Here is a 19,938-nt window from a genome sequence, read left to right on the forward strand (position 1 = left end):
TAAACAACCGATGAGCTGTTTTTTAGGTTCTACTTATAAACAAAAGATTATCAGGTTTTTTAGAAGGAAAGCTGCTGTTCTGACTCATATTACACATACATTGGTCTTTTTTACAATGCCTTTGGGACTATTGCGTATAAAAGAGAGCACCATCTCTTTTTCATTAGAATGGATCACTTGGTTCGCTACCGCTTCTAATGCCAAGGGCAACAACAATTGACTATGATAGATCAAACGGTAGATATGGTGTATCGTATCGGATTGTTCTTTTGTAAAACGATGCCGTTGTAATGCGATCAGATTGATGCCACAATAGCGCAAAGGCTCTCGTGCTACTTTAATAAAAGGTGGAACATCCTTACGCACAATACTTTTAGAAGCAACCATGCTATAGGCCCCTATCCGCATAAACTGATGAACGGCTGCCATACCACCTATTACGGCATGGTGATGGAGTTGGACATGGCCTGCCAGCTGTGCACCATTGGTAACAGTTACATGATCTTCAACCATACAATCATGGGCGACATGTACATAGGCCATGAGCAATACATGCGCACCTATAATGGTATCACCCAAAGTGCCTCTATTGAGGGTAACAAATTCACGTATAACGGTATGATCTCCGACTTCTACATAGGTTTTCAAGGTGGCTGGCTTTCGATCCTGCGCCACGGCACCAATCACTGCACCTGGAAAAATTTGGCAATTTTTGCCTATACGACTGCCAGACATAATGGTCACATGAGGCCCTATATAGGTACCGTCACCTATGACTACATCTTCTTGAATCGTTACAAAATTGCCTATGTTTACCGATTTCCCCAGCATAGCACCGGGATGGATATCAGATTGCTTCATGTTGTTTGACCATTTGAGCCAATAAAACTGCCTCGCACGCCAAATTTTCACCTACAAAAATGCGTCCTTTTACCTTTGCAATGGCTACAGACTGTTTTTGCGTAGTACTAAATTTTATATCTGTCAGCAATACACAATGTAACACTAGGGTATCTCCAGGCACCACCATACGACGAAATTTACAGCGATCAATGGCAAGAAAGTAGGTTAGATATCGCGCGGGATCTGGTACTTTATGCAACGCCAATATACCACTCGTTTGGGCCAATGCCTCTACCTGAAGCACACCAGGCATAATAGGTGTACCAGGAAAATGGCCTCGAAAAAAGGGCTCATTAATGGTTACATTTTTAATCCCAATCACATGGGTGTCACCTAATTCCATAATCTTATCTACCAATTGAAAAGGATAACGATGGGGTAGCATTTTACTAATTTGTTCTACATTTAACTGGGGCTTAGCCTGTAGGTCACAAATAGGGGGGGTGGCTTGTCTGAACAAGTGATTTTTCAAAGCAGCCACAAAACGTATATTGGCCCCATGGCCGGGCTGATGGGCAACCAGTTTCCCTTGCAAAGGTCTACCCAATAAGGCCACATCACCGATAAGGTCTAATAATTTGTGACGCGCTGGTTCATTGATATACCGTAGCGCAGATAGACTGGAGGGGCTAGGGGTTACTACATTTTCAACTTTTTTATCAAATAAGTGGGTAAGTTGCTCCAACTGTTCTGTAGGGTCGGTATGATCAGAGAAAATGACCGCTTTGGTAGGATCTCCTCCCTGTAGCAATCCCTTCTGATACAAGGCAACGATTTCATCCAAATAGATAAAAGTGCGGGCAGCGGCTATTTCTTCCTTAAAACGGGCTAAGGTGAAGAGGGTTGCATATTGGTGCCCAATGGGCCATCTATTGTAGGAAATGGTTGCATGCAAGCTATAATCTGTATCGGGATACAGCGTATAATGGCTTTCTGTATCAGGGTCATTGTAGACAAATTTTTCCTTAATGGTAAAAAACTTTTGTGATGCTTCTTGTTGCAACAGACCGGCTTCTAATAAAAGGTGTACAAAACCTAAGGCACTACCATCTAAATCTGGTACTTCTGGCCCATCTAGCTGCATACAAATATTATCCACTTGCAACCCTGCTAGCGCTGCTAGCCAATGTTCTACCGTAGCCACTTGTACCTGATTTTTTTCAAGCATAGTACCCCTTTCTGTTGCCACTACATGGGCTATGCAGGCTTCTACAATAGGTTGATTGGGGAGGTCAACCCGTTGAAATTGTATACCGGTATCAATAGGCATAGGGGTTAAGGTAGCCTTAATTTTTTTACCCGTATGGAGGCCAATGGCTTCAAAGGAAATGATACGTTGAATGGTCTGTTGTAGCCGTTGCATCTTAAATATTTTTAAAAGTTATACAAAATCCTTTGATCCAGAAAAAAGTATCATCTATATTGCTTTGCTACTTTTTTGATGGTGCGAGATTTTTAAACCTGGCATAGCACGCTAAGAATTTTTTATTTTCAAAAGCAGGTGTACCGGAAAGGGTAATATTGCCTTTTGGAAAAGAACGGGTAATACCGGCTCGACCAACTGCTGTAAGACGATCGCCCAAGTGGAGATGGCCTGCCACACCTGTTTGACCACCCAACTTACTATAATCCCCTATCCTAGTAGATCCAGCAATCCCCACTTGTGCCGCAATACCGGCATGTTGCCCTATTTGAACATTATGAGCGATTTGCACCAAATTATCTATCTTGGTGCCTTTTCCTATTATGGTGCGTCCTACAGTAGCGGCATCTATAGTAGTATGGGCACCAACTTCTACGTCATCTTCCAATAACACATGACCAACTGAGGGAATACGTTTGGCAGTGCCATCTGCATGGGTTATAAAACCAAAACCAGGGCTGCCAATGACTGCGCTAGCATGGATGGCACATCGACTACCTATTACCGTATAAGGGGCTATTTTGGCACCACTATAGAGTATGGTATCATCGCCAATGGTGACATAATCTCCTACATAGACATGTGGATAAATTTTTACCCCTTTGCCTATAACTACATGGTGGCCAATATAGGAAAAAGCGCCTCTGTACACATTTTCTCCTAGTGTAACCTGCCTGCCTATATAAGAAGGAAATTCTATGCCCCATTTGGGAGCCATTTTTTCTTGGTGTACTTCCTCTATGAGGCGACAAAAACAGCCGTAAGGATCTTCCACAGCTATCAAAGCAGCGGCTACAGGTACAACTGGCTTGAAATTTTTAGCAACCAAAACAGCAGAAGCTTTGGTTCGGTAAAAATCATCAGCATATTGTGGAGTTACAAAAAAACTAAGCCCTCCTGGGCTTCCTTCCCCCAAGGTACAAAGATGGGTGAGGACTGCATCGACACCACCCATCGGCCTGGCACCAAATCGATTTATCAATTCTGGTATGGTCCATTGCATGGTTTTACATTTTTGATGGTATAAAAATTTCTAACATTAGTCTAAATAGAACTAACCCATTTGCTAACAAACCTAGTATTTACAATCATTATTGCAATGCGTACACCCACTGGTTAGCTTATACCACAAGTGCCATATTAGCTATTTCTGCAGCAATTTGCTGGATAAAATCATTTAAAGGCATACTGATTTGGTTGTTTTGTTTTCGAATGGCAACGGTTTCATCGGTCATTTCTTTTTCGCCAACGACTAGGATATAAGGAACTTTGCGTAAAGTAGCTTCACGAACTTTTTTACCAATGGTTTCACTTCTAATATCTAAGGCAGTACGTATCTCCTTTTCCAATAGCTTCTGTTGGACTTCCGTGGCATAGCTGGCATATTTATCCGAAAGGGATAAAACTACTACTTGTTCTGGGGCTAGCCAGAGTGGAAATTTTCCTGCTGTATGCTCTATTAGAATGGCTATAAAGCGCTCCAATGAACCAAATGGCGCACGATGGATCATAACCGGTCGATGCTTTTGGCCATCAGCCCCCATATAGGTTAGATCAAAGCGAATAGGAAGCTGGTAATCCAACTGTACCGTACCCAATTGCCAACTACGCCCCAAGGCATCTTTTACCATAAAATCAACCTTTGGTCCATAAAAAGCAGCTTCCCCTAGGACAACCGTAGTTTGCAAACCCTTTTCTTGAGCAATCGCTTGAATGGCTCCTTCTGCCAGATCCCAATCTTGGGCATCTCCCATATAAGTATTGCTATTGGGATCTCTAAAAGAGAGTTGCGCGGTATAGTCCTTAAAACCAAATAGGCCAAATACATAACGTACCAAATCAATTACCTTGGCAAACTCTTCTGCCACTTGGTCTGAACGGCAAAAAATATGGGCATCGTCTTGGGTAAAACAGCGCGTTCGGGTCAATCCATGCAAGGCACCATGTAATTCATACCGATAGACGGTACCAAATTCTGCCAAACGGATGGGTAACTCCTTATACGAGCGGGGGGCACTGGTATAAATCTCACAATGATGGGGACAGTTCATAGGCTTTAGGAGGTATTCTTCCTCAGCGGTATGAATGGGTTGAAAGCAATCGGTTTGGTATTTTTCATAATGGCCAGAGGTTATATACAGTGCCTTATGGCCAATATGGGGGGTAACCACTGGCTGGTATCCTCGTTTGATTTGCTCTTTTTTAAGAAACTGGACCAATGTATCACACAATAATGCACCCTTAGGCAACCAAAGGGGCAGCCCCAGTCCTACCTTTTCAGAAAAAGTAAAGAGGCCAAGTGCTTTTCCAATTTTTACATGGCTTCTTTTTTGGGCTTCTGCTCGTCTATATAAAAAATCAGTCAGCTCTTTTTTAGTTGGAAAGGTGATGCCATAGATACGGGTGAGCTGTTTATTTTTTGCATCCCCTCTCCAATAAGCAGCTGAAACATTTAAAATTTTAACCGCTTTGATCCACCCAGTATGGGGCAAATGAGCCCCCTTACATAAATCAACAAAATCACCTTGCTGATAAAAGGTAATGGTGCCGTCTTCCAGTCCTTCTAATAGCTCTAATTTATAAGGATCTTTTTTTTGAGTAAAAAAAGCAATGGCTTCTTGTTTGGAAATGACGCGACGTACAAATGGATCCTTGCGCTGGGCCAGTCTAATCATCTCTTTTTCTATGGCTGCTAGATCTAAGGTATTTGTAGGATGAGGTCCTAAATCGACATCATAATAGAATCCTTCTGCAATAGGAGGACCTATACCAAAGGTAACCCCTGGATAACATAGCGTCAATGCCGCAGCCAAAAGGTGGGCAGAAGAGTGCCAAAAGAGCTGCTTCCCTGCTTCATCTTCCCATCTAAGGAAATGAAGGGTAGCATCTACCTCAATAGGACGGGTAAGGTCATAAAGGACCCCATTTACCTGAACGGCTAACACATCAACAGCTGTGCCAAGTTGTTGGGCAATGGCTAAACCAGTAATCCCTTTGGGAAATGAATTGGTTTGACCATCGATTAAAATATGAATCATTGTATTACTTAATTAGCTGCTGTTATACGATGGACTTGCGATGGCTATAAAAGATGCACTACAAAACGTGAACATAAGCAATGCGCTACTGCTTTTTTTGATAAAGTAGTAGCCTAAAATCATACGCTGTGTAAAAATTACTGAAAGAAACGGGACTTTACAAATCGTAAAATAGAAGGTATACTTCTGGTAGGCTTGACTAAACGGTTTGATGCGTTATCTATAAGGGACGCTTTTTAACGGCTAAGTTTTGAAAGAGCCTTTTTAGGCTTTTTGAAAGATAATGTACATGCATTGTCTTTGATTAAAAAGGGTTGTAATAAACCAATATGAATAAACTAGTGGATAGACTATAAAGGTTCAATATAAACGGAACGATAATAGTAAAATAGGGAACATAATGTTCCCTATTTTTGTATAGGACGTTTAAAAGATTTCGTTAAGATGAAACCCTTTGGTTAACGCCTTTGACTGGCCTAAATAGATGTTTAGGCCGTTGTATTTATTCATTCGGATCTGCTCCATGTTTTTCTAAGAACTCAGCTATTCCAAATTGGCCAGAACGGATTGCATGCGCGTAAGGAGTCATTTTATCATGATCTTTTGCATGTAAATCTGCTTTTTCTTTTATCAATACTGAAGCATACAATAATTTACCATGTATTGCTGTATACATCAAAGCGGTCTTTCCTTCATGATCTTGTTCTTCCAGGTTGAACCGTCTATTTTGTAACAAATTTAAAATAGGTTGTTTGTCAAGATCTGGAAAATTTATTATATGGTGCATTAAAAAAGTCAGCCCTTTGTGATCTTTTATATTCATATCTGCTCCTTTGTCTAGCAAGGGAGCAATACTATCTACACTATCATGTATTGCTGCATGCATCAAAGCAGTCCTTCCAGAAGCATCTTGTACATCCATGCTTGCCCCTTTGTCTATCAAGAAATTAACAAAGTCTTTTTGCTTAGGCATATTAGATATTACTACATGCATCAAGGCAGTTTTTCCTTCATAATCTCCTAAACTCATGAATGCCCCATAGTTGATCAATAACTCGGCATTCTCTTTTTTTTGATGCATTATTGCATACATTAAAGCAGTTTTTCCTTCGTGATCTTGCGCATTTAGATTTATTCGATTGCTTTCTACCAATAACTTATAAATATCTGGCTCAAGACCTATTGCCCCATACATTAAAGCAGTTTTGCCTTCATGATCTTTTGCATTTAGATTTACATGTTGGTTCTTTAGCAAGTACTTGATAGTCTGTACTTTATTATTTATAATTGCCCGCATCAAGGGAGTTATTCCTTCTTTATCTCCCGCGTTCAAAAGTTCTATCTTGGAATCTGCAGTACTGTCTGTTAATAAATTGTTTTCTGTCAATATTTTAACAACATCTATTTTATCATTTGCTATTGCATACATTAAAGCAGTTCTCCCGTTATTATCTTGGACATTCAGATCTGCTTTATTGCGTATTAGTTGTTCAAGCTCTTCTATACGACCACCTGCTGCTGCATCCATTAAAAGTGTCATCCCATATGGACCACGCTTTGCATTCAGCATATCGATACCCATCATAGCATCCTTACATGCATATGGATGTACTTCACTTGCGTTGAAGGCCTCTGTAGTTGATAGGTCGTATGGATTTAATGTGGTACCCATAGCAGTACTGTTACTCAACCCAGTTGCATTGGATAGAGATGGCATGTTTGTAGGAATAGGGGTACCCATTACATTAGAAAATAGAGCAGCACCTAACATGGTTTGCATCGGCTTTTTAAGCTTCTTTGTACCTATTCCTTGCTTTATGCTGGTACAAGAAGACAAAGCATGGACGGTTAATAATCCAATGCATAGACCTACTCTACTGTTTATTTTTCTCATAGCTATTAATGTTTAATTAGTCGGTCCTGAAATACTGTATAATTATTTGTTAATCAGCAAATAAATGGTTAAATTTGTATTGGTTAATAACCAGTTTTAGAGTTGTTTTGTATAAAAAGCTTGCAAAATAAGGATGAAATCTAAGAAAATAAATAATAGCCTTGAGCGTTTGTTTGAGCAACGCTTATCTAGTTTTCTTAACCCGAAACATCCTTTATTCCAGTTATCTGATTCGATTCCTTGGCACTCCTTAGCATCAGATTTAGACCGCGGTTTTAGCTATGGACCTGGTCAACCTCCTTTGCCTATTCGTTTAATTATAGGTCTTCTCATTATCAGTCATATGTATAATATTTCTGATGAACAAGTAGTGGTTAGATGGGTAGAAAACCCTTATTGGCAATACTTTTGTGGATATGATTATTTTCAGTTTAAGGTGCCTTGTAACCCCAGTTCATTGACCCGTTGGCGCCATAGATTAGGTCAAGAAGGTCTCAATAAAATCTTATCTATGACTATAGACTTATCGCTAAAAAAAAAAGTAGTGACCCGAAAAGAACTTGAAAAAGTTATAGCTGATACTACTGTAATGGAGAAAAATATCCGTTACCCAACTGACTCTTCTTTGCTTAATAAAGCCAGAGAAAAACTGGTCAGTATAGCCAAGAAAACAGGTATTAAACTGCGTCAAACTTATCAGCGGTTAGGTCTATCTATTAAACGTAAAGTTGATAGGTATGCTCATGCCAAACAGTATAAACGTTTATCCAAGGGCGTTAAAACATTAAAAACCTATCTTGGTCGGGTAATAAGAGATGTAGAACGTTCTATAGCATCCTGTGATGATCTAATACGCAACCAATTTACGCGCCTACTATCTATAAGTAAAAAACTTATAAATCAATCAAAAAATAGTAAAGATAAAGTTTATAGTATCCATGAACCCTCGGTCTACTGTGTGAGTAAAGGTAAGTCTAGAAATCCTTATGAGTATGGTTGTAAAGTACAATTTACATTGACCCATAAAAAAGGTTTAATTGTTTCTACAGAAGCGATACATCCTAATGCTTATGATGGCCATACTTTAGAGAAGAGTTTATTACAAGCCGAGCAATTATCTGGTACCAAGGTAAAATATGCTTTCGTAGATAAAGCCTATAGAGGTCATAATATTCCTGTTAATGAATGTGATATATTTATAAGTGGTTCTAAAAGGGGTATAACCCCTGCTCTAAAAAAAGCTATAAAAAGAAGATCTTCTATTGAACCGCATATCGGTCATATGAAAGCCGATGGTAAATTATCCGTTAACTATTTGAAAGGTATTTTAGGAGATAAACTTAACGTTATTTTATGTGCTATTGCTCATAACCTACGACTGATTACAAGAAAATTATTCTTAATACCCTCACAGTCAAATAAATTAAAACCTATATAATTAAAATTCTTAATCCAAAACCAGTTATACCTATATCTTGGGTAAGAAAAATAGAGCGCCTGATAAACCATATATATTATAAAGAAATATCCATTCAATAAATTTATTCAAAAATAATATTTCAGGGCCGACTAATTATGAATGATACTTTATCGTAAACCATTCAACACCAAGCAGAAGCATTACAATAGAGTAGACTGCCGTCTATAACTAATTATGCCGACTGCTTAAGTTTAACAAAGGAAAAAGCCGCAATTATAAAAAACAAATCATACGGAAATATTGCTTTCCTTTTTTGTTGACTGGCAAGTATCATGATAAGAAAAAATAGATACCGTTCCAAACGGAATGAACTAGAAAATAGATATTTAAGTATAATACACACGTTTTACCCTTTGGCTTATTTGGGTAAGTAATTCATAAGAAATAGTACCTATCCGTTGGGCTAGTCTATCTATTGGATGTTCTGCACTAAAAATAATCACTTCATCACCACGTTTTAAGGCTAGACCTGTAACGTCGACCATCGCCATATCCATGCATACATTGCCTATAATAGGACATTCATGGCCTTGGATGACCACAGTGGCTTTGCCGCACCCAAATGATCTGCTTAAACCATCTGCATAACCTATAGGTATGGTCGCAATGGTCATCGCTTGTGTAGCTATGGCTTTGCGATCATAGCCTATGCTATCGCCTTTTTGAATAGATTTGACCTGTGAAATAGTAGTTTTAAGCTTGCTGGCGGGTAACAAATGGGGCTGTATGGTTTGATCAACGCCTACACCATGTAGGCCAATGCCTAGTCGTACCATATCAAATTGAAATTGTGGAAAACGTACGATACCATTGGTGTTTAAAAAATGTTTCAAAGGCTTTATGGCCAGCTGTTTTTCTATATATTGTGCCATTTTTACAAACCGTTCTGCCTGTACCAGGGTATATGCATCGTGCAGGTCTGCTTGTGCAGCAGCTAAATGGCTAAAAATACTGACTATATGTAGACTGGGCATTTGTTTCAACTGTTCTATCAGCTGGTCTAACTCCGTCTCTGCTATACCCAAACGGTGCATGCCTGTTTCTAATTTAAGATGAATGGGTATAGATTGGACGGGTCTTTCTGCTATAAAAGAAGCCAATGCATCTAATAATGGCAAGCTGTATATTTCTGGTTCTAAATGATGGTCTAAGATGGCATCAAAATGATCATCGGTTGGATTCATCACCATAATCGGCAAGGTGATGCCTTTTTGACGCAAAGAGATGCCCTCATCCATATAAGCGACCCCTAGGTACTCCACACCATGGCGCTGTAGTACAGAAGCTAGTTCAAAGTTACTGCTACCACTGCCGTAGCAAGAAGCTTTTACCATAGCCATAATTTTGGTGCCTACATTTAGTTGTTTCCTAAAGTAAGAGAGGTTATGTCTGATCGCATGCATATCGATCTCTAAAATGGTGCCATGACTGTTTTTTTCTATGGTTTGCACCACTCGTTCTAATCGAAACGTACGTGCTCCCTTTACTAAGATGGTTTCATCTTTAAAGGCTGGCTTTTGTGCCAAATAATCTTCTATACCATTAAAAAATATGGTTTCTGGTATGGAAAAAAGTGTTTTATAGTGGCAGATCATGGGGCCAATACCGACCAGTCGATGGATGGTATGCTGGGTCAATAAGGCAGCTAGTTCCTGATACAATTGGTGATCAGGTGTAGCAGATTGTAATATATCGGTTAAAATAACGGTTCGTTTCGTTGGCTGTTGTTGTTGCATAAAATCTAATGCAATGGTTAGGCTAACCATATCATTGGTGTAGGTATCGTCTATGATCTGGCAGCGATGGATGCCCGCTTTAAGGGTCATACGCATCGGTATGGAGGTAAGCTGCAACAGTGAACGTTGCAATGGTCGGGGATCAAATCCATTGTCTAGTAGATAGACCAGACAATGGGTTATGTTCTCTATGGAAGCCTTATCCCGAAAGGGAATTACAAAAGTGTTGCTTTGGGTGGTTGTAGTAATGTGTAGGGTGGTTTGGTTGCTTAGCCGTTTGTAAACAACCTTGTAATCTGCTTTTTGGTTATCAAAAGACCAATTTACCAGTACTTTTGTCCTACCATATAGATCCATCATGGCTAGATGAATGGGTTGATGGTCTTTACAATAATAAATGGTTGTACAGCTGGTAAACAATTTTATTTTTTCCTCAATTTTTTGAGTGATGTTTTGAAAGCCTTGGCTGTGGGCAGGGCCAATGTTGGTAATCAATCCATGCGTCGGTTGAATCAGTCGTGCTAATCTGGCCATTTCACCTGTTTGCCCAATACCTGCTTCAAAGATGCCATATGCATGGCTGGGTTGTAATAGGCTTATGGAAAGTGGGACACCCACCTGAGAATTGTAACTCTGAGGGTTGCTAACCGTTGTATACTTTCTAGATAAAAATTCATGCATCCATTCTTTTACAATGGTTTTGCCATTGCTACCCGTAATGCCCAATACCGGTAACTGATATTTCGAGCGGTAAAAAGCAATAAATTGGTGTAAAGCTTCTAAGGTATTGGTTACTTGTAGGATATTGACCCCATTGAATTTTTCTACCATAGCACAATGATATGCGTGGGCTACAACAAACTGACGGATCCCTTTTTCATAAGCTGCTGCTATATAATCGTGTCCATCGTGGTTAATGCCTACAATGGCAAAAAAAATAGGAAATGGAGTAGTGGTTTTATTTCTGCTGTCTATGATTAATTCGGTAATCGGAGAATTAGCTGCTTGAAGAAGTACTTGGCCAGCTGTAACCACTACTAAGTCACTAAAGTAAGCAAGCGTATGAGGAAGATGCATCGTTTACTAAATGGAGTTGTATAAGCCAAATAACAGTGGCATGAGGGAAAGGATTTGATATTAGGATAGAGGATATAAGGTGATCGGTATCCAACCGATCACCTTGATTGGACCAATAGATGGCCATCAAGCAATAGGTTACATCATGCCACCCATTCCACCACCCATTTGAGGCATAGGAGCAGGTTTTTCATCTTCTGGATCATCTGCTACTACACAAGCTGTGGTCAATAAAAGAGAAGCAATAGAAGCTGCATTTTCTAGCGCCAATCTGGTTACTTTAGTTGGATCAATAATCCCTGCTTTGTAGAGATCTTCAAACACATCTGTACGCGCATTGTATCCAAAAGAATCAGTACCTTCTTTTACACGTTGGACCACTACAGATGGCTCACCACCTGCATTGGCTACAATGGTTCGCAAAGGCGACTCTAATGCAAGCCTCAAAATTTTGGCACCTGTTTGTTCATCTTCATTTTCTACAGCTAGGGTATCCAATGATCCAGAGGTTGCTGCACGCAACAATGCAACGCCGCCACCTGGCACAATACCTTCTTGTACAGCAGCTCTTGTGGCATGCAACGCATCATCTACACGGTCTTTTTTCTCTTTCATTTCTACTTCTGTAGCAGCACCAATATACAAGATGGCTACACCACCAGATAACTTTGCCAAACGCTCTTGGAGTTTTTCTTTATCATAATCAGAAGTAGCATGTGCTATTTGTGCCTTAATTTGGGCGATCCTCGCTTCGATGTCTTTCTTATTTCCGCCACCATGTACAATAACCGTACGATCTTTATCGATATTGATTTTTTCTGCAGTACCCAAATAGTCCAAAGTAACACTTTCCAGTTTACAACCTTTTTCTTCCGCAATTAAGGTGCCTCCTGTAAGTACCGCAATATCTTCTAGCATTGCTTTTCTTCTATCACCAAAACCAGGTGCTTTTACAGCAGCTACACGTAAAATACCCCGAATTTTATTTACAACAAGGGTAGCCAATGCTTCACCATCTATATCTTCGGCAACGATTACCAATGGTCTGCCACTTTGAGAAACAGCTTCTAAAATAGGAAGCAGATCCTTCATAGTAGAAATTTTCTTATCACAAATCAGAATATAAGGATTGGAAAGCTCTACTTCCATTTTTTCTGTATTGGTTGCAAAATAAGGAGACAGATAGCCTCGATCAAACTCCATTCCCTCTACTACTTTTACTTCTGTTTCTGTTCCCTTTGCTTCCTCAACTGTAATCACGCCATCTTTGCCCACTTTTTCCATAGCATCTGCAATCATTTTACCAATCTTAGAGTCGCTATTAGCGGAAATAGTGGCTACTTGTTCTATTTCTTTAGAATCATTGATCTTTTTAGAGATTTCCTGCAACTTTTTAACAACGGCTGTTACACCTTTGTCTATACCACGTTTGATGTCCATCGGATTAGCCCCTGCAGCCACATTTTTAATACCATGTGTAAAAATAGATTGGGCCAAGAGCGTGGCAGTAGTCGTACCATCTCCAGCGCTATCCGCTGTTTTAGAAGCTACTTCTTTCACCAGTTGTGCACCCATATTTTCTACAGGATCTTTTAGACTAATTTCTTTTGCCACCGATACACCATCTTTGGTCACACTAGGAGCGCCAAACTTTTTATCTAAAATAACATTCCTACCTTTTGGACCTAGGGTAACCTTCACTGCATTGGCCATGGTATCAATACCTCTCTTTAGCTTCTCTCGTGCTTCTGCATCAAAAATTATATTCTTTGCCATTGTATATTAGTTTAATAAGGTTATAAGAATTTAATTGATTATGTATACTACCCATTAGGTAATAGCATAGATATCTGATTCTTTCATAATGAGATAGGATATTCCATCTATATGTAACTCTGTACCACTATATTTGCCATAAAGCACGTGATCCCCTACTTTAACGGTAATAGGTTCATCTTTCTTACCTGGCCCTACTGCAACCACTTTTCCCTTTTGAGGTTTTTCTTTAGCGCTATCAGGAATAATAATTCCACCAGCTGTTTTTTCTTCAGCTGCTGCAGGTTCTACTAGAACCCGATCAGCTAACGGTTTTATATGAAGCTTGCTCATAACTTATATATTATAATAATGGTTGATCGTATACATCTACATTAAGATATGTGTACAACACGCCAAGTTGGTTACACACATTCTAATCTGACCTGTACTAAAGCAGATTTCATGCCAAACTGCTTAAATAGATAAAATTATAAAGTATAGATGAAGAGGCGCTGACAATTAGTCAGTGTTTAGCCATCATACAATTGTGGCCATATCCATTCAACTATGTTATAAAGGCGTTTCAGGCTACGGAGTGACCATATAATTATAGCGATACGTAATGATTTTGGATAAAAAGCATCTAAATTTACAATGGTATATTTTTAATTTAAAATCTAGTAAGCGGTTTGCACTATAGAAAGCATATGTTAAACGCCTTATCCATTACGCCTACTGAAGTACTGAATGACTATCGAATAGCTTGTGAGAGCAGAGCAGCAAGTATCTTGGCACGGAAAGAAGTCTTTGCAGGAAAGGCCAAATTTGGCATTTTTGGAGATGGTAAAGAAGTGGCTCAACTAGCTATGGCAAAATATTTTCAAGCTGGAGATTGGCGTTCCGGCTACTATAGAGACCAAACTTTTATGTTTGCCATTGGTGCGCTCACTTTGCAACAATATTTTGCGCAATTATATGCACATGCTTCTATAGAGGCTGATCCGGCTTCTGGGGGGAGAATGATGAACAGCCATTTTGCAACAAGATTTATAGATGGAGCAGGCAATTGGTTGAATCAACTCACCCGTAAAAATGTTTCCGCTGATCTATCCTGTACGGCTTCACAAATGCCAAGATTATTGGGACTGGCTTATGCTTCTAAATTATACCGCGCTACCCATTTTCAAAACATACAAAAAAACTTTTCTAATAAAGGGAATGAAGTGGCCTTTGGCACCATTGGTGATGCAAGTACTTCAGAGGGTATGTTTTTTGAAACGATTAATGCAGGCGGAGTTTTACAAGTACCTATGTGTATTTCTATTTGGGATGATGGGTATGGTATCTCTGTTCCGCAACCCTATCATACTACTAAGGGAGACATTTCTGCCGTTTTAGCAGGCTTTAAACGGACCAAGGGAAAAGCGGGCTATGAAATATTTGTTGCAAAGGGATGGGACTATCTCGCTTTATGTCATACCTATTATCAGGCCGTCACCATCTGTAGAACCGAACATGTGCCTGTATTGATTCATGTTAAAGAACTGACCCAACCACAAGGCCATTCTACATCTGGCTCTCATGAACGGTATAAGTCGGCCAAACGATTAAGATGGGAAAAAGCATATGACTGCCTACCAAAGATGGCAACATGGATGATAGAAAGTGGGATAGCCAATGAGGAAACCATCCAAAAGATTGCTTTAGAATCAGATAAAAAAGTAAAATTAGCGCAGCAAGCTGCATGGAATAGCTGTATCCATGACCATAACCAAACAAAAAATGAGCTACTGGCTTTGTTAAACGATATCGTATTGCCCCAAGAGCTAGCCAATACGAATGAGTGGTCTACTATTATGCATACCCTTGCACAACCATATCTTCGTCACTTAGATATCACCCAAGCAGCAGATCAAGCACTCTATGCATTACGAGAGATACCGTATGTCCATAAAAAGGGTCTACTGGCTTGGTGGCACAAAAATATAAGAAACAACACAAACAGATTTAGTAGCCATCTTTATAGCCACTCTAGAAGTGCTGCTTTATATGTAAAAGGAATACCTCCTATTTATACAGAAAATCCTGCACAGGTAGACGGTAGAGAAATATTATGTAGCTGTTTTAAATCGTTATTAGAACGCGATGGTCGTGTTTTTGCAATTGGACAAGATTTAGGCAAAATAGGTGATGTAAACCAGGGTTTTGCAGGTCTACAGGCACTATATGGTCCATTACGCGTAACTGATACGAGCATTCGAGAATGTACTATGATAGGCCAAGGCATTGGTGCAGCCATGCGTGGGCTAAGACCGATCGTTGAAATACAATATTTAGACTATCTCCCTTATGCTTTACAGATTATACAAGATGATTTAGCTACACTGCTGTATAGAACAAAAGGAGGACAAAAAGCACCTATGATCATTCGGACAAGAGGCCACCGCCTAGAAGGTATTTGGCACGCTGGTTCTTATATATCGAGCATTATGCATGCCATAAGGGGGATCTACCTACTAGTACCCCGCAATATGACCCAAGCAGCTGGTTTTTACAATACTATGATGCGTTCAGATGACATTGCTTTAATCATTGAGTGTTTGAACGGTTACCGCTTAAAGGAACCTATGCCTAATAATGTAGCAACCATGGCCATACCGATAGGCGTACCAGAACTACTTCGTGTAGGCAAAGATGTGACGATTGTAACCTATGGTGCAATGTGTCGAATTGTTTGTGCTGCAGCGGATAGACTTTCAAAGTTAGCCATTGAATGTGAAGTCATTGATGTACAGACTTTATTACCCTTTGATATAGATCATAGTATTGTACAATCATTGGCAAAAACCAATCGTATTGTTTTTGCAGATGAAGATGTCCCAGGCGGTACAACTGCCTATATGATGCAACAAGTATTGGAAGAGCAGAACGGTTACGCTATGTTGAACGAAGCACCGATAACGATTAGCAGCAAACCACATCGCCCAGCCTATGGAGACGATGGAAACTATTTTTCTAAACCTAATATAGAAGAAATAGTCGGTAAAATATATAACATGATGCATCAAGTGGATCCCTTACGCCATCCAGCTATTTTATAACTGAATTTTAAATTCAAAAACCAAAATATCTTAAAAAAACGCGACAGAGCCTTAAAAGCCTTAAAGAGCTAAAAAAAGGTATTAACATCTACATGAATAAGTATAATTATCAAAGATTTCATTCTAGCATGAACTATAAGAAACCTATGAAGGCTTATATTAGTCATTTAAAAAATGCAGGCTAGAACATGGACAACAATAGGAAAGAAAATTAAATAAAAACTGTCCTGATTTTTCAGTCCACTATATTATCTGAATCCTTCAGATCGTGGATAGGTACTTTAGAGGCCAATACATTCATTCGGATTTCTTGTGCAATTTTTTTTAGCGTCTGCATACCCTTACGAATTCTTCCTCCAGCTGCTTTATTGTTCTTTTCGTAGAATTTATAAAACTCATCTTCTAGTGAAAGTACCAATGTTTTTAATGTTTCAAATTGATTCATGATATAATAATTAATCCTTTATTAGATGGTTCGATTATTTTCCGCCAAGCTGCTTACTGATACTTATTCAGACTTCTGGTCAAAACGCATTGCACAAGCTATTTCCCTGCCCTTCCAGCTGAACGATTGGATGTGCTATCTAGTAAGGTCGTACTGTCTTACCGCAATTTTTTACAAATAGTTTTTTGCACTGTTTGAAAAGTAACGTTACCAGATGGGTGAACAGATAGTGCCTATTTTGACCTGAAACATACTGTTTATCATATTCCCAAATCACAAGCTTGCAATAAAGCTGGTTGCCTAGCCTTCTTTTTATGAATCTAATGAATTTTTACCAAAGTGTTTTGATCTTTCTTATAATTTTTGATCCGTTGCATGCATCTAATATTTTTTCTAACCACCCATCAAAAATATCCACACGCGTCCCAATAGGTTTTTATTTTTTTGACAATAGTAGTGGAGTATACCAAAAAAATTAGAAATGTATATTATCTATACAATAATCTAATAATTAAGTCCTATTGATTAGAAGTATATGGTAGGAAATTTATTTCAAAATTTACGATTGTTGCTTCTAACAGATACTAATTTTTTAAAAAGTTAGCTATTTCTGCTAATTTTTCATCCGATTGCCGCGCCGCATCATGAGAAGAAATGTAACCAGGGTATTGATCAAATTTGGTTTTAATCATGGGGGCCAGATTCTTCCACGTACCATCTTTGGTACCATGCAGAGGGATTAATTTGGCATGTAAGTGGGTTACACCATATCCTTCAAATACAAGAGCTGTTCTAGCAACGGTTGAAAACTTATGCACCAATAGGTTAGATACTTGTTTAGCTGCTGCCATTAACCCATTGATCTCTTCTGAGTCATGATCAAAAATATAGCTACTTAGGTGGCGTTTAGGTATTACCACCGTAAACCCCTCTGTATTAGGAAATATAGATAAAAAAGCCATATAATCTACCTCTTCCCATACCTTATGACAAGGTGCTTGTCCAGCTATCATTTGACAAAAAATACATTCTTTTGGAGATAGGTCAGTAGGCGGTTGCATACCGACCTTAGTTGGCTTGTCTTGGGTTATAATCATTTTTTAACATATTGCAATGCAATATAAAGAGGCTAAACAGTTCTTAAACATTTAGACCAAATGCTTGTTTAAATTTAAACAACAAATTGAAATATACCAAGCCTACCCAAACCCCCGTACAAAGATTCTGTTGGATAAAATTGAAGCACAAAATGAATAGCGTTCAGTTAACGCCATTGGTTGCACAAGCATAGGTGGCATTTTGGATGGCTACTTGTTGTGCTAATTTTTCCGCAATTGTGTTAAAAGGCTCGATAGTTTGCCCAGATAGTACACCTACATCTCCCTGTTGGCAAATCATAGAAAGCAATGGAATTTCGCCTAAAAAAGGTATGGATGCTTGTTTTGCCAGTAATCTACCTCCATCCTTTCCAAAAATATGATAGAGATGGGGGGAGTCTGTTTTTCCTGTTGAAAAGTAGGACATATTTTCTATCAATCCCAGTATAGGCACCTTGATTTGCTCCTTTTTAAACATAGCAATCGCCTTTATGGCATCTATTAATGCAATTTTTTGTGGTGTAGTAACCACTACTACCCCTGTAACAGAAATACTTTGTACCAAAGTAAGGTGAATATCACTGGTACCAGGGGGTAGGTCGATCAATAAATAGTCTAGCACACCCCAATTTGCATCTTGTAATAATTGCTTAAAAGCAGCACTGGCCATAGGCCCACGCCATACAATGGCCTCTTCCATATTGGATAAAAAGCCAATAGAAAGCAATTTCACATTATGGCAACTTATAGGTATAATAAAATTTTTACCGGCCTCTCTGCCTACAGTTGGTTTAATGGTTTCGCAACCCCACATCGTCGGAATAGATGGTCCAAATATATCTGCATCTAATAGTCCCACATGTGCACCATGGTTGGATAACGCCAGCGCCAGATGGGTAGCAATGGTAGATTTGCCAACGCCCCCCTTACCAGAAGCAATGGCAATAATATTTTTGACACCAGGCAATATAGAGGATTTAGAGCGTCCTGAAGTCACTTTTGAGGTGAGTTGAATACTAATCTCAAAATCATCGGTTACCGTTTCACGAATGGCTTGTATACATGCCTGTTTGATTACTTCTTGTAATGGACAAGCTGGGGTAGTCAGTATAATCGTAAAAGAAATGGTAGATCCATTTATATCAAGGTGATCAATCATGCCCAATGAAACTAGGTCTTGCTTTAAATCGGGGTCATCTACTTTACGTAAAGCTTCTAAAACCTTTTTTTTTAAGGTGTTCATAATATCATATGATTTGGTTCATTCGCTTCTCTCGCGTCTATATTTGACTGTTTTTCCCTTTATCTTGTATTTTGCATATTATTTGGCCATTATTTTACCAAAATGGTTAAACTATAGATACCTGTTTTGCAGCCTACGTTGTTATTGTTCCAAAATTGCTATCCTATTTTAAAAGTTTTTCTTCTTCAGCAGAATTAATTTTATTATTTCTATACATGAGAAGAAATATGCAGTAGAATCAAAGATTTAAATCTAAAAACTCCCTTTGGGAAAGTCAAACCGCTTTAAATCGTCTGCCGTTTCTACATTGGGGAAAATGAGCTTTGCTTCTTCAGCAAAGAGATTTAGGTCGAGGTAACGCGCAGAAAAATGCGTTAAAATTAATTTTTCAACTCCTGCTTGTTTAGCAATAGTAGCAGCTTGTTTTGCTGTCATGTGGGCATAATAAAGCGCAAGACTTTTATGTTGTTCTAAATAGGTACGCTCACATAACAAAAGCTTGGCTCCTTTTGCTAAATCAACAGCATTTTGACAATATTTTGTGTCTAGAACATAAGCGAAAATATCCCCTTTGCGCATTTCGCTTACCTCGGAGAGAAAAACAGTGGTCCCATTTAGGCTTAAAGCGCCTCTTTTTTGGAGGTCTCGAACCTGAATCCCTGAAATATTTTTGGCTTGGAGTTTTTCTTTATCAAATTTTATAGAATCAGCTTCCGTGATGCGCCATCCTATATTATCAACTC

At 39.0% G+C, this 19,938-nt stretch carries 14 protein-coding genes and 1 pseudogene; 2 read left to right on the plus strand and 13 right to left on the minus strand.

Annotation, left to right across the window (positions count from 1 at the left end):
• Positions 1-84: 84 nt before the first annotated feature.
• The 5 genes from lpxA to ACRRVB_RS01300 all read right to left on the minus strand — a co-directional run bounded on the left by lpxA (position 85) and on the right by ACRRVB_RS01300 (position 7,258).
• On the minus strand, positions 85-861 hold the full coding sequence (lpxA, locus tag ACRRVB_RS01280) for an acyl-ACP--UDP-N-acetylglucosamine O-acyltransferase (RefSeq protein ID WP_432466194.1): 777 nt from the start codon (positions 859-861) through the stop codon (positions 85-87).
• The gene (locus tag ACRRVB_RS01285; RefSeq protein WP_432466195.1) at positions 848-2,266 is read right to left on the minus strand and encodes a bifunctional UDP-3-O-[3-hydroxymyristoyl] N-acetylglucosamine deacetylase/3-hydroxyacyl-ACP dehydratase; all 1,419 of its coding nucleotides are present in this window, start codon (positions 2,264-2,266) and stop codon (positions 848-850) included. The genes lpxA and ACRRVB_RS01285 overlap by 14 nt, the downstream gene beginning before the upstream one ends.
• A gap of 67 nt (positions 2,267-2,333) precedes the next feature.
• Positions 2,334-3,329 carry a UDP-3-O-(3-hydroxymyristoyl)glucosamine N-acyltransferase gene (lpxD, locus tag ACRRVB_RS01290; RefSeq protein ID WP_432466196.1) on the minus strand — a complete coding sequence of 332 codons (996 nt, stop codon included), beginning with the start codon at positions 3,327-3,329 and terminating at the stop codon, positions 2,334-2,336.
• A 118-nt stretch (positions 3,330-3,447) separates the two neighbouring features.
• Positions 3,448-5,364: a threonine--tRNA ligase gene (thrS, locus tag ACRRVB_RS01295; RefSeq protein WP_432466197.1), complete on the minus strand. Its 1,917-nt coding sequence runs from the start codon at positions 5,362-5,364 to the stop codon at positions 3,448-3,450.
• Between the two features lie 502 nt (positions 5,365-5,866).
• Positions 5,867-7,258: an ankyrin repeat domain-containing protein gene (locus ACRRVB_RS01300; protein ID WP_432466198.1), complete on the minus strand. Its 1,392-nt coding sequence runs from the start codon at positions 7,256-7,258 to the stop codon at positions 5,867-5,869.
• A gap of 133 nt (positions 7,259-7,391) precedes the next feature.
• Here ACRRVB_RS01300 and ACRRVB_RS01305 point away from each other — a divergent pair.
• A pseudogene (locus ACRRVB_RS01305) lies at positions 7,392-8,797 on the plus strand (IS5 family transposase).
• A 267-nt stretch (positions 8,798-9,064) separates the two neighbouring features.
• On the opposite strand, the gene ACRRVB_RS01310 reads toward ACRRVB_RS01305, so the two are convergent.
• The 4 genes from ACRRVB_RS01310 to ACRRVB_RS01325 are packed head-to-tail and all read right to left on the minus strand — an operon-like array spanning position 9,065 to position 13,660.
• Positions 9,065-11,551, minus strand: a complete 2,487-nt coding sequence (locus ACRRVB_RS01310) for a bifunctional UDP-N-acetylmuramoyl-tripeptide:D-alanyl-D-alanine ligase/alanine racemase (RefSeq protein WP_432466199.1) — start codon at positions 11,549-11,551, stop codon at positions 9,065-9,067.
• Positions 11,520-11,678 (minus strand): hypothetical protein, encoded by a 159-nt coding sequence (locus ACRRVB_RS01315; protein WP_432466200.1) that lies wholly within the window; start codon positions 11,676-11,678, stop codon positions 11,520-11,522. Before ACRRVB_RS01315 ends, ACRRVB_RS01310 begins: the two co-directional genes overlap by 32 nt.
• An 11-nt stretch (positions 11,679-11,689) precedes the next feature.
• Entirely contained in the window at positions 11,690-13,327 is a 1,638-nt protein-coding gene (groL, locus tag ACRRVB_RS01320; protein WP_432466201.1) for a chaperonin GroEL, read from the minus strand.
• Between the two features lie 54 nt (positions 13,328-13,381).
• The gene (locus ACRRVB_RS01325; protein WP_432466202.1) at positions 13,382-13,660 is read right to left on the minus strand and encodes a co-chaperone GroES; all 279 of its coding nucleotides are present in this window, start codon (positions 13,658-13,660) and stop codon (positions 13,382-13,384) included.
• A gap of 356 nt (positions 13,661-14,016) precedes the next feature.
• Here ACRRVB_RS01325 and ACRRVB_RS01330 point away from each other — a divergent pair, with 356 nt between their 5' ends.
• Positions 14,017-16,410, plus strand: a complete 2,394-nt coding sequence (locus ACRRVB_RS01330) for an alpha-ketoacid dehydrogenase subunit alpha/beta (protein WP_432466207.1) — start codon at positions 14,017-14,019, stop codon at positions 16,408-16,410.
• A 235-nt stretch (positions 16,411-16,645) separates the two neighbouring features.
• Here the strand turns inward: ACRRVB_RS01330 and ACRRVB_RS01335 are convergent, their stop codons facing one another.
• The 4 genes from ACRRVB_RS01335 to ACRRVB_RS01350 all read right to left on the minus strand — a co-directional run.
• Positions 16,646-16,855 (minus strand): histone H1, encoded by a 210-nt coding sequence (locus ACRRVB_RS01335; RefSeq protein WP_432466203.1) that lies wholly within the window; start codon positions 16,853-16,855, stop codon positions 16,646-16,648.
• Between the two features lie 584 nt (positions 16,856-17,439).
• Complete coding sequence (locus ACRRVB_RS01340; RefSeq protein WP_432466204.1) at positions 17,440-17,952, minus strand: HIT family protein; 513 nt, start codon at positions 17,950-17,952, stop codon at positions 17,440-17,442.
• 163 nt (positions 17,953-18,115) lie between these two features.
• The gene (locus ACRRVB_RS01345) at positions 18,116-19,195 is read right to left on the minus strand and encodes an Mrp/NBP35 family ATP-binding protein (protein WP_432466205.1); all 1,080 of its coding nucleotides are present in this window, start codon (positions 19,193-19,195) and stop codon (positions 18,116-18,118) included.
• Positions 19,196-19,447: 252 nt separating this feature from the next.
• The coding region (locus tag ACRRVB_RS01350) for an MBL fold metallo-hydrolase (RefSeq protein ID WP_432466206.1) at positions 19,448-19,938 on the minus strand (491 nt) is incomplete at its 5' end.

This window comes from Candidatus Cardinium hertigii (genome assembly GCF_050864855.1).
GTDB classification, from domain to species: Bacteria; Bacteroidota; Bacteroidia; order Cytophagales; family Amoebophilaceae; genus Cardinium; species Cardinium hertigii_C.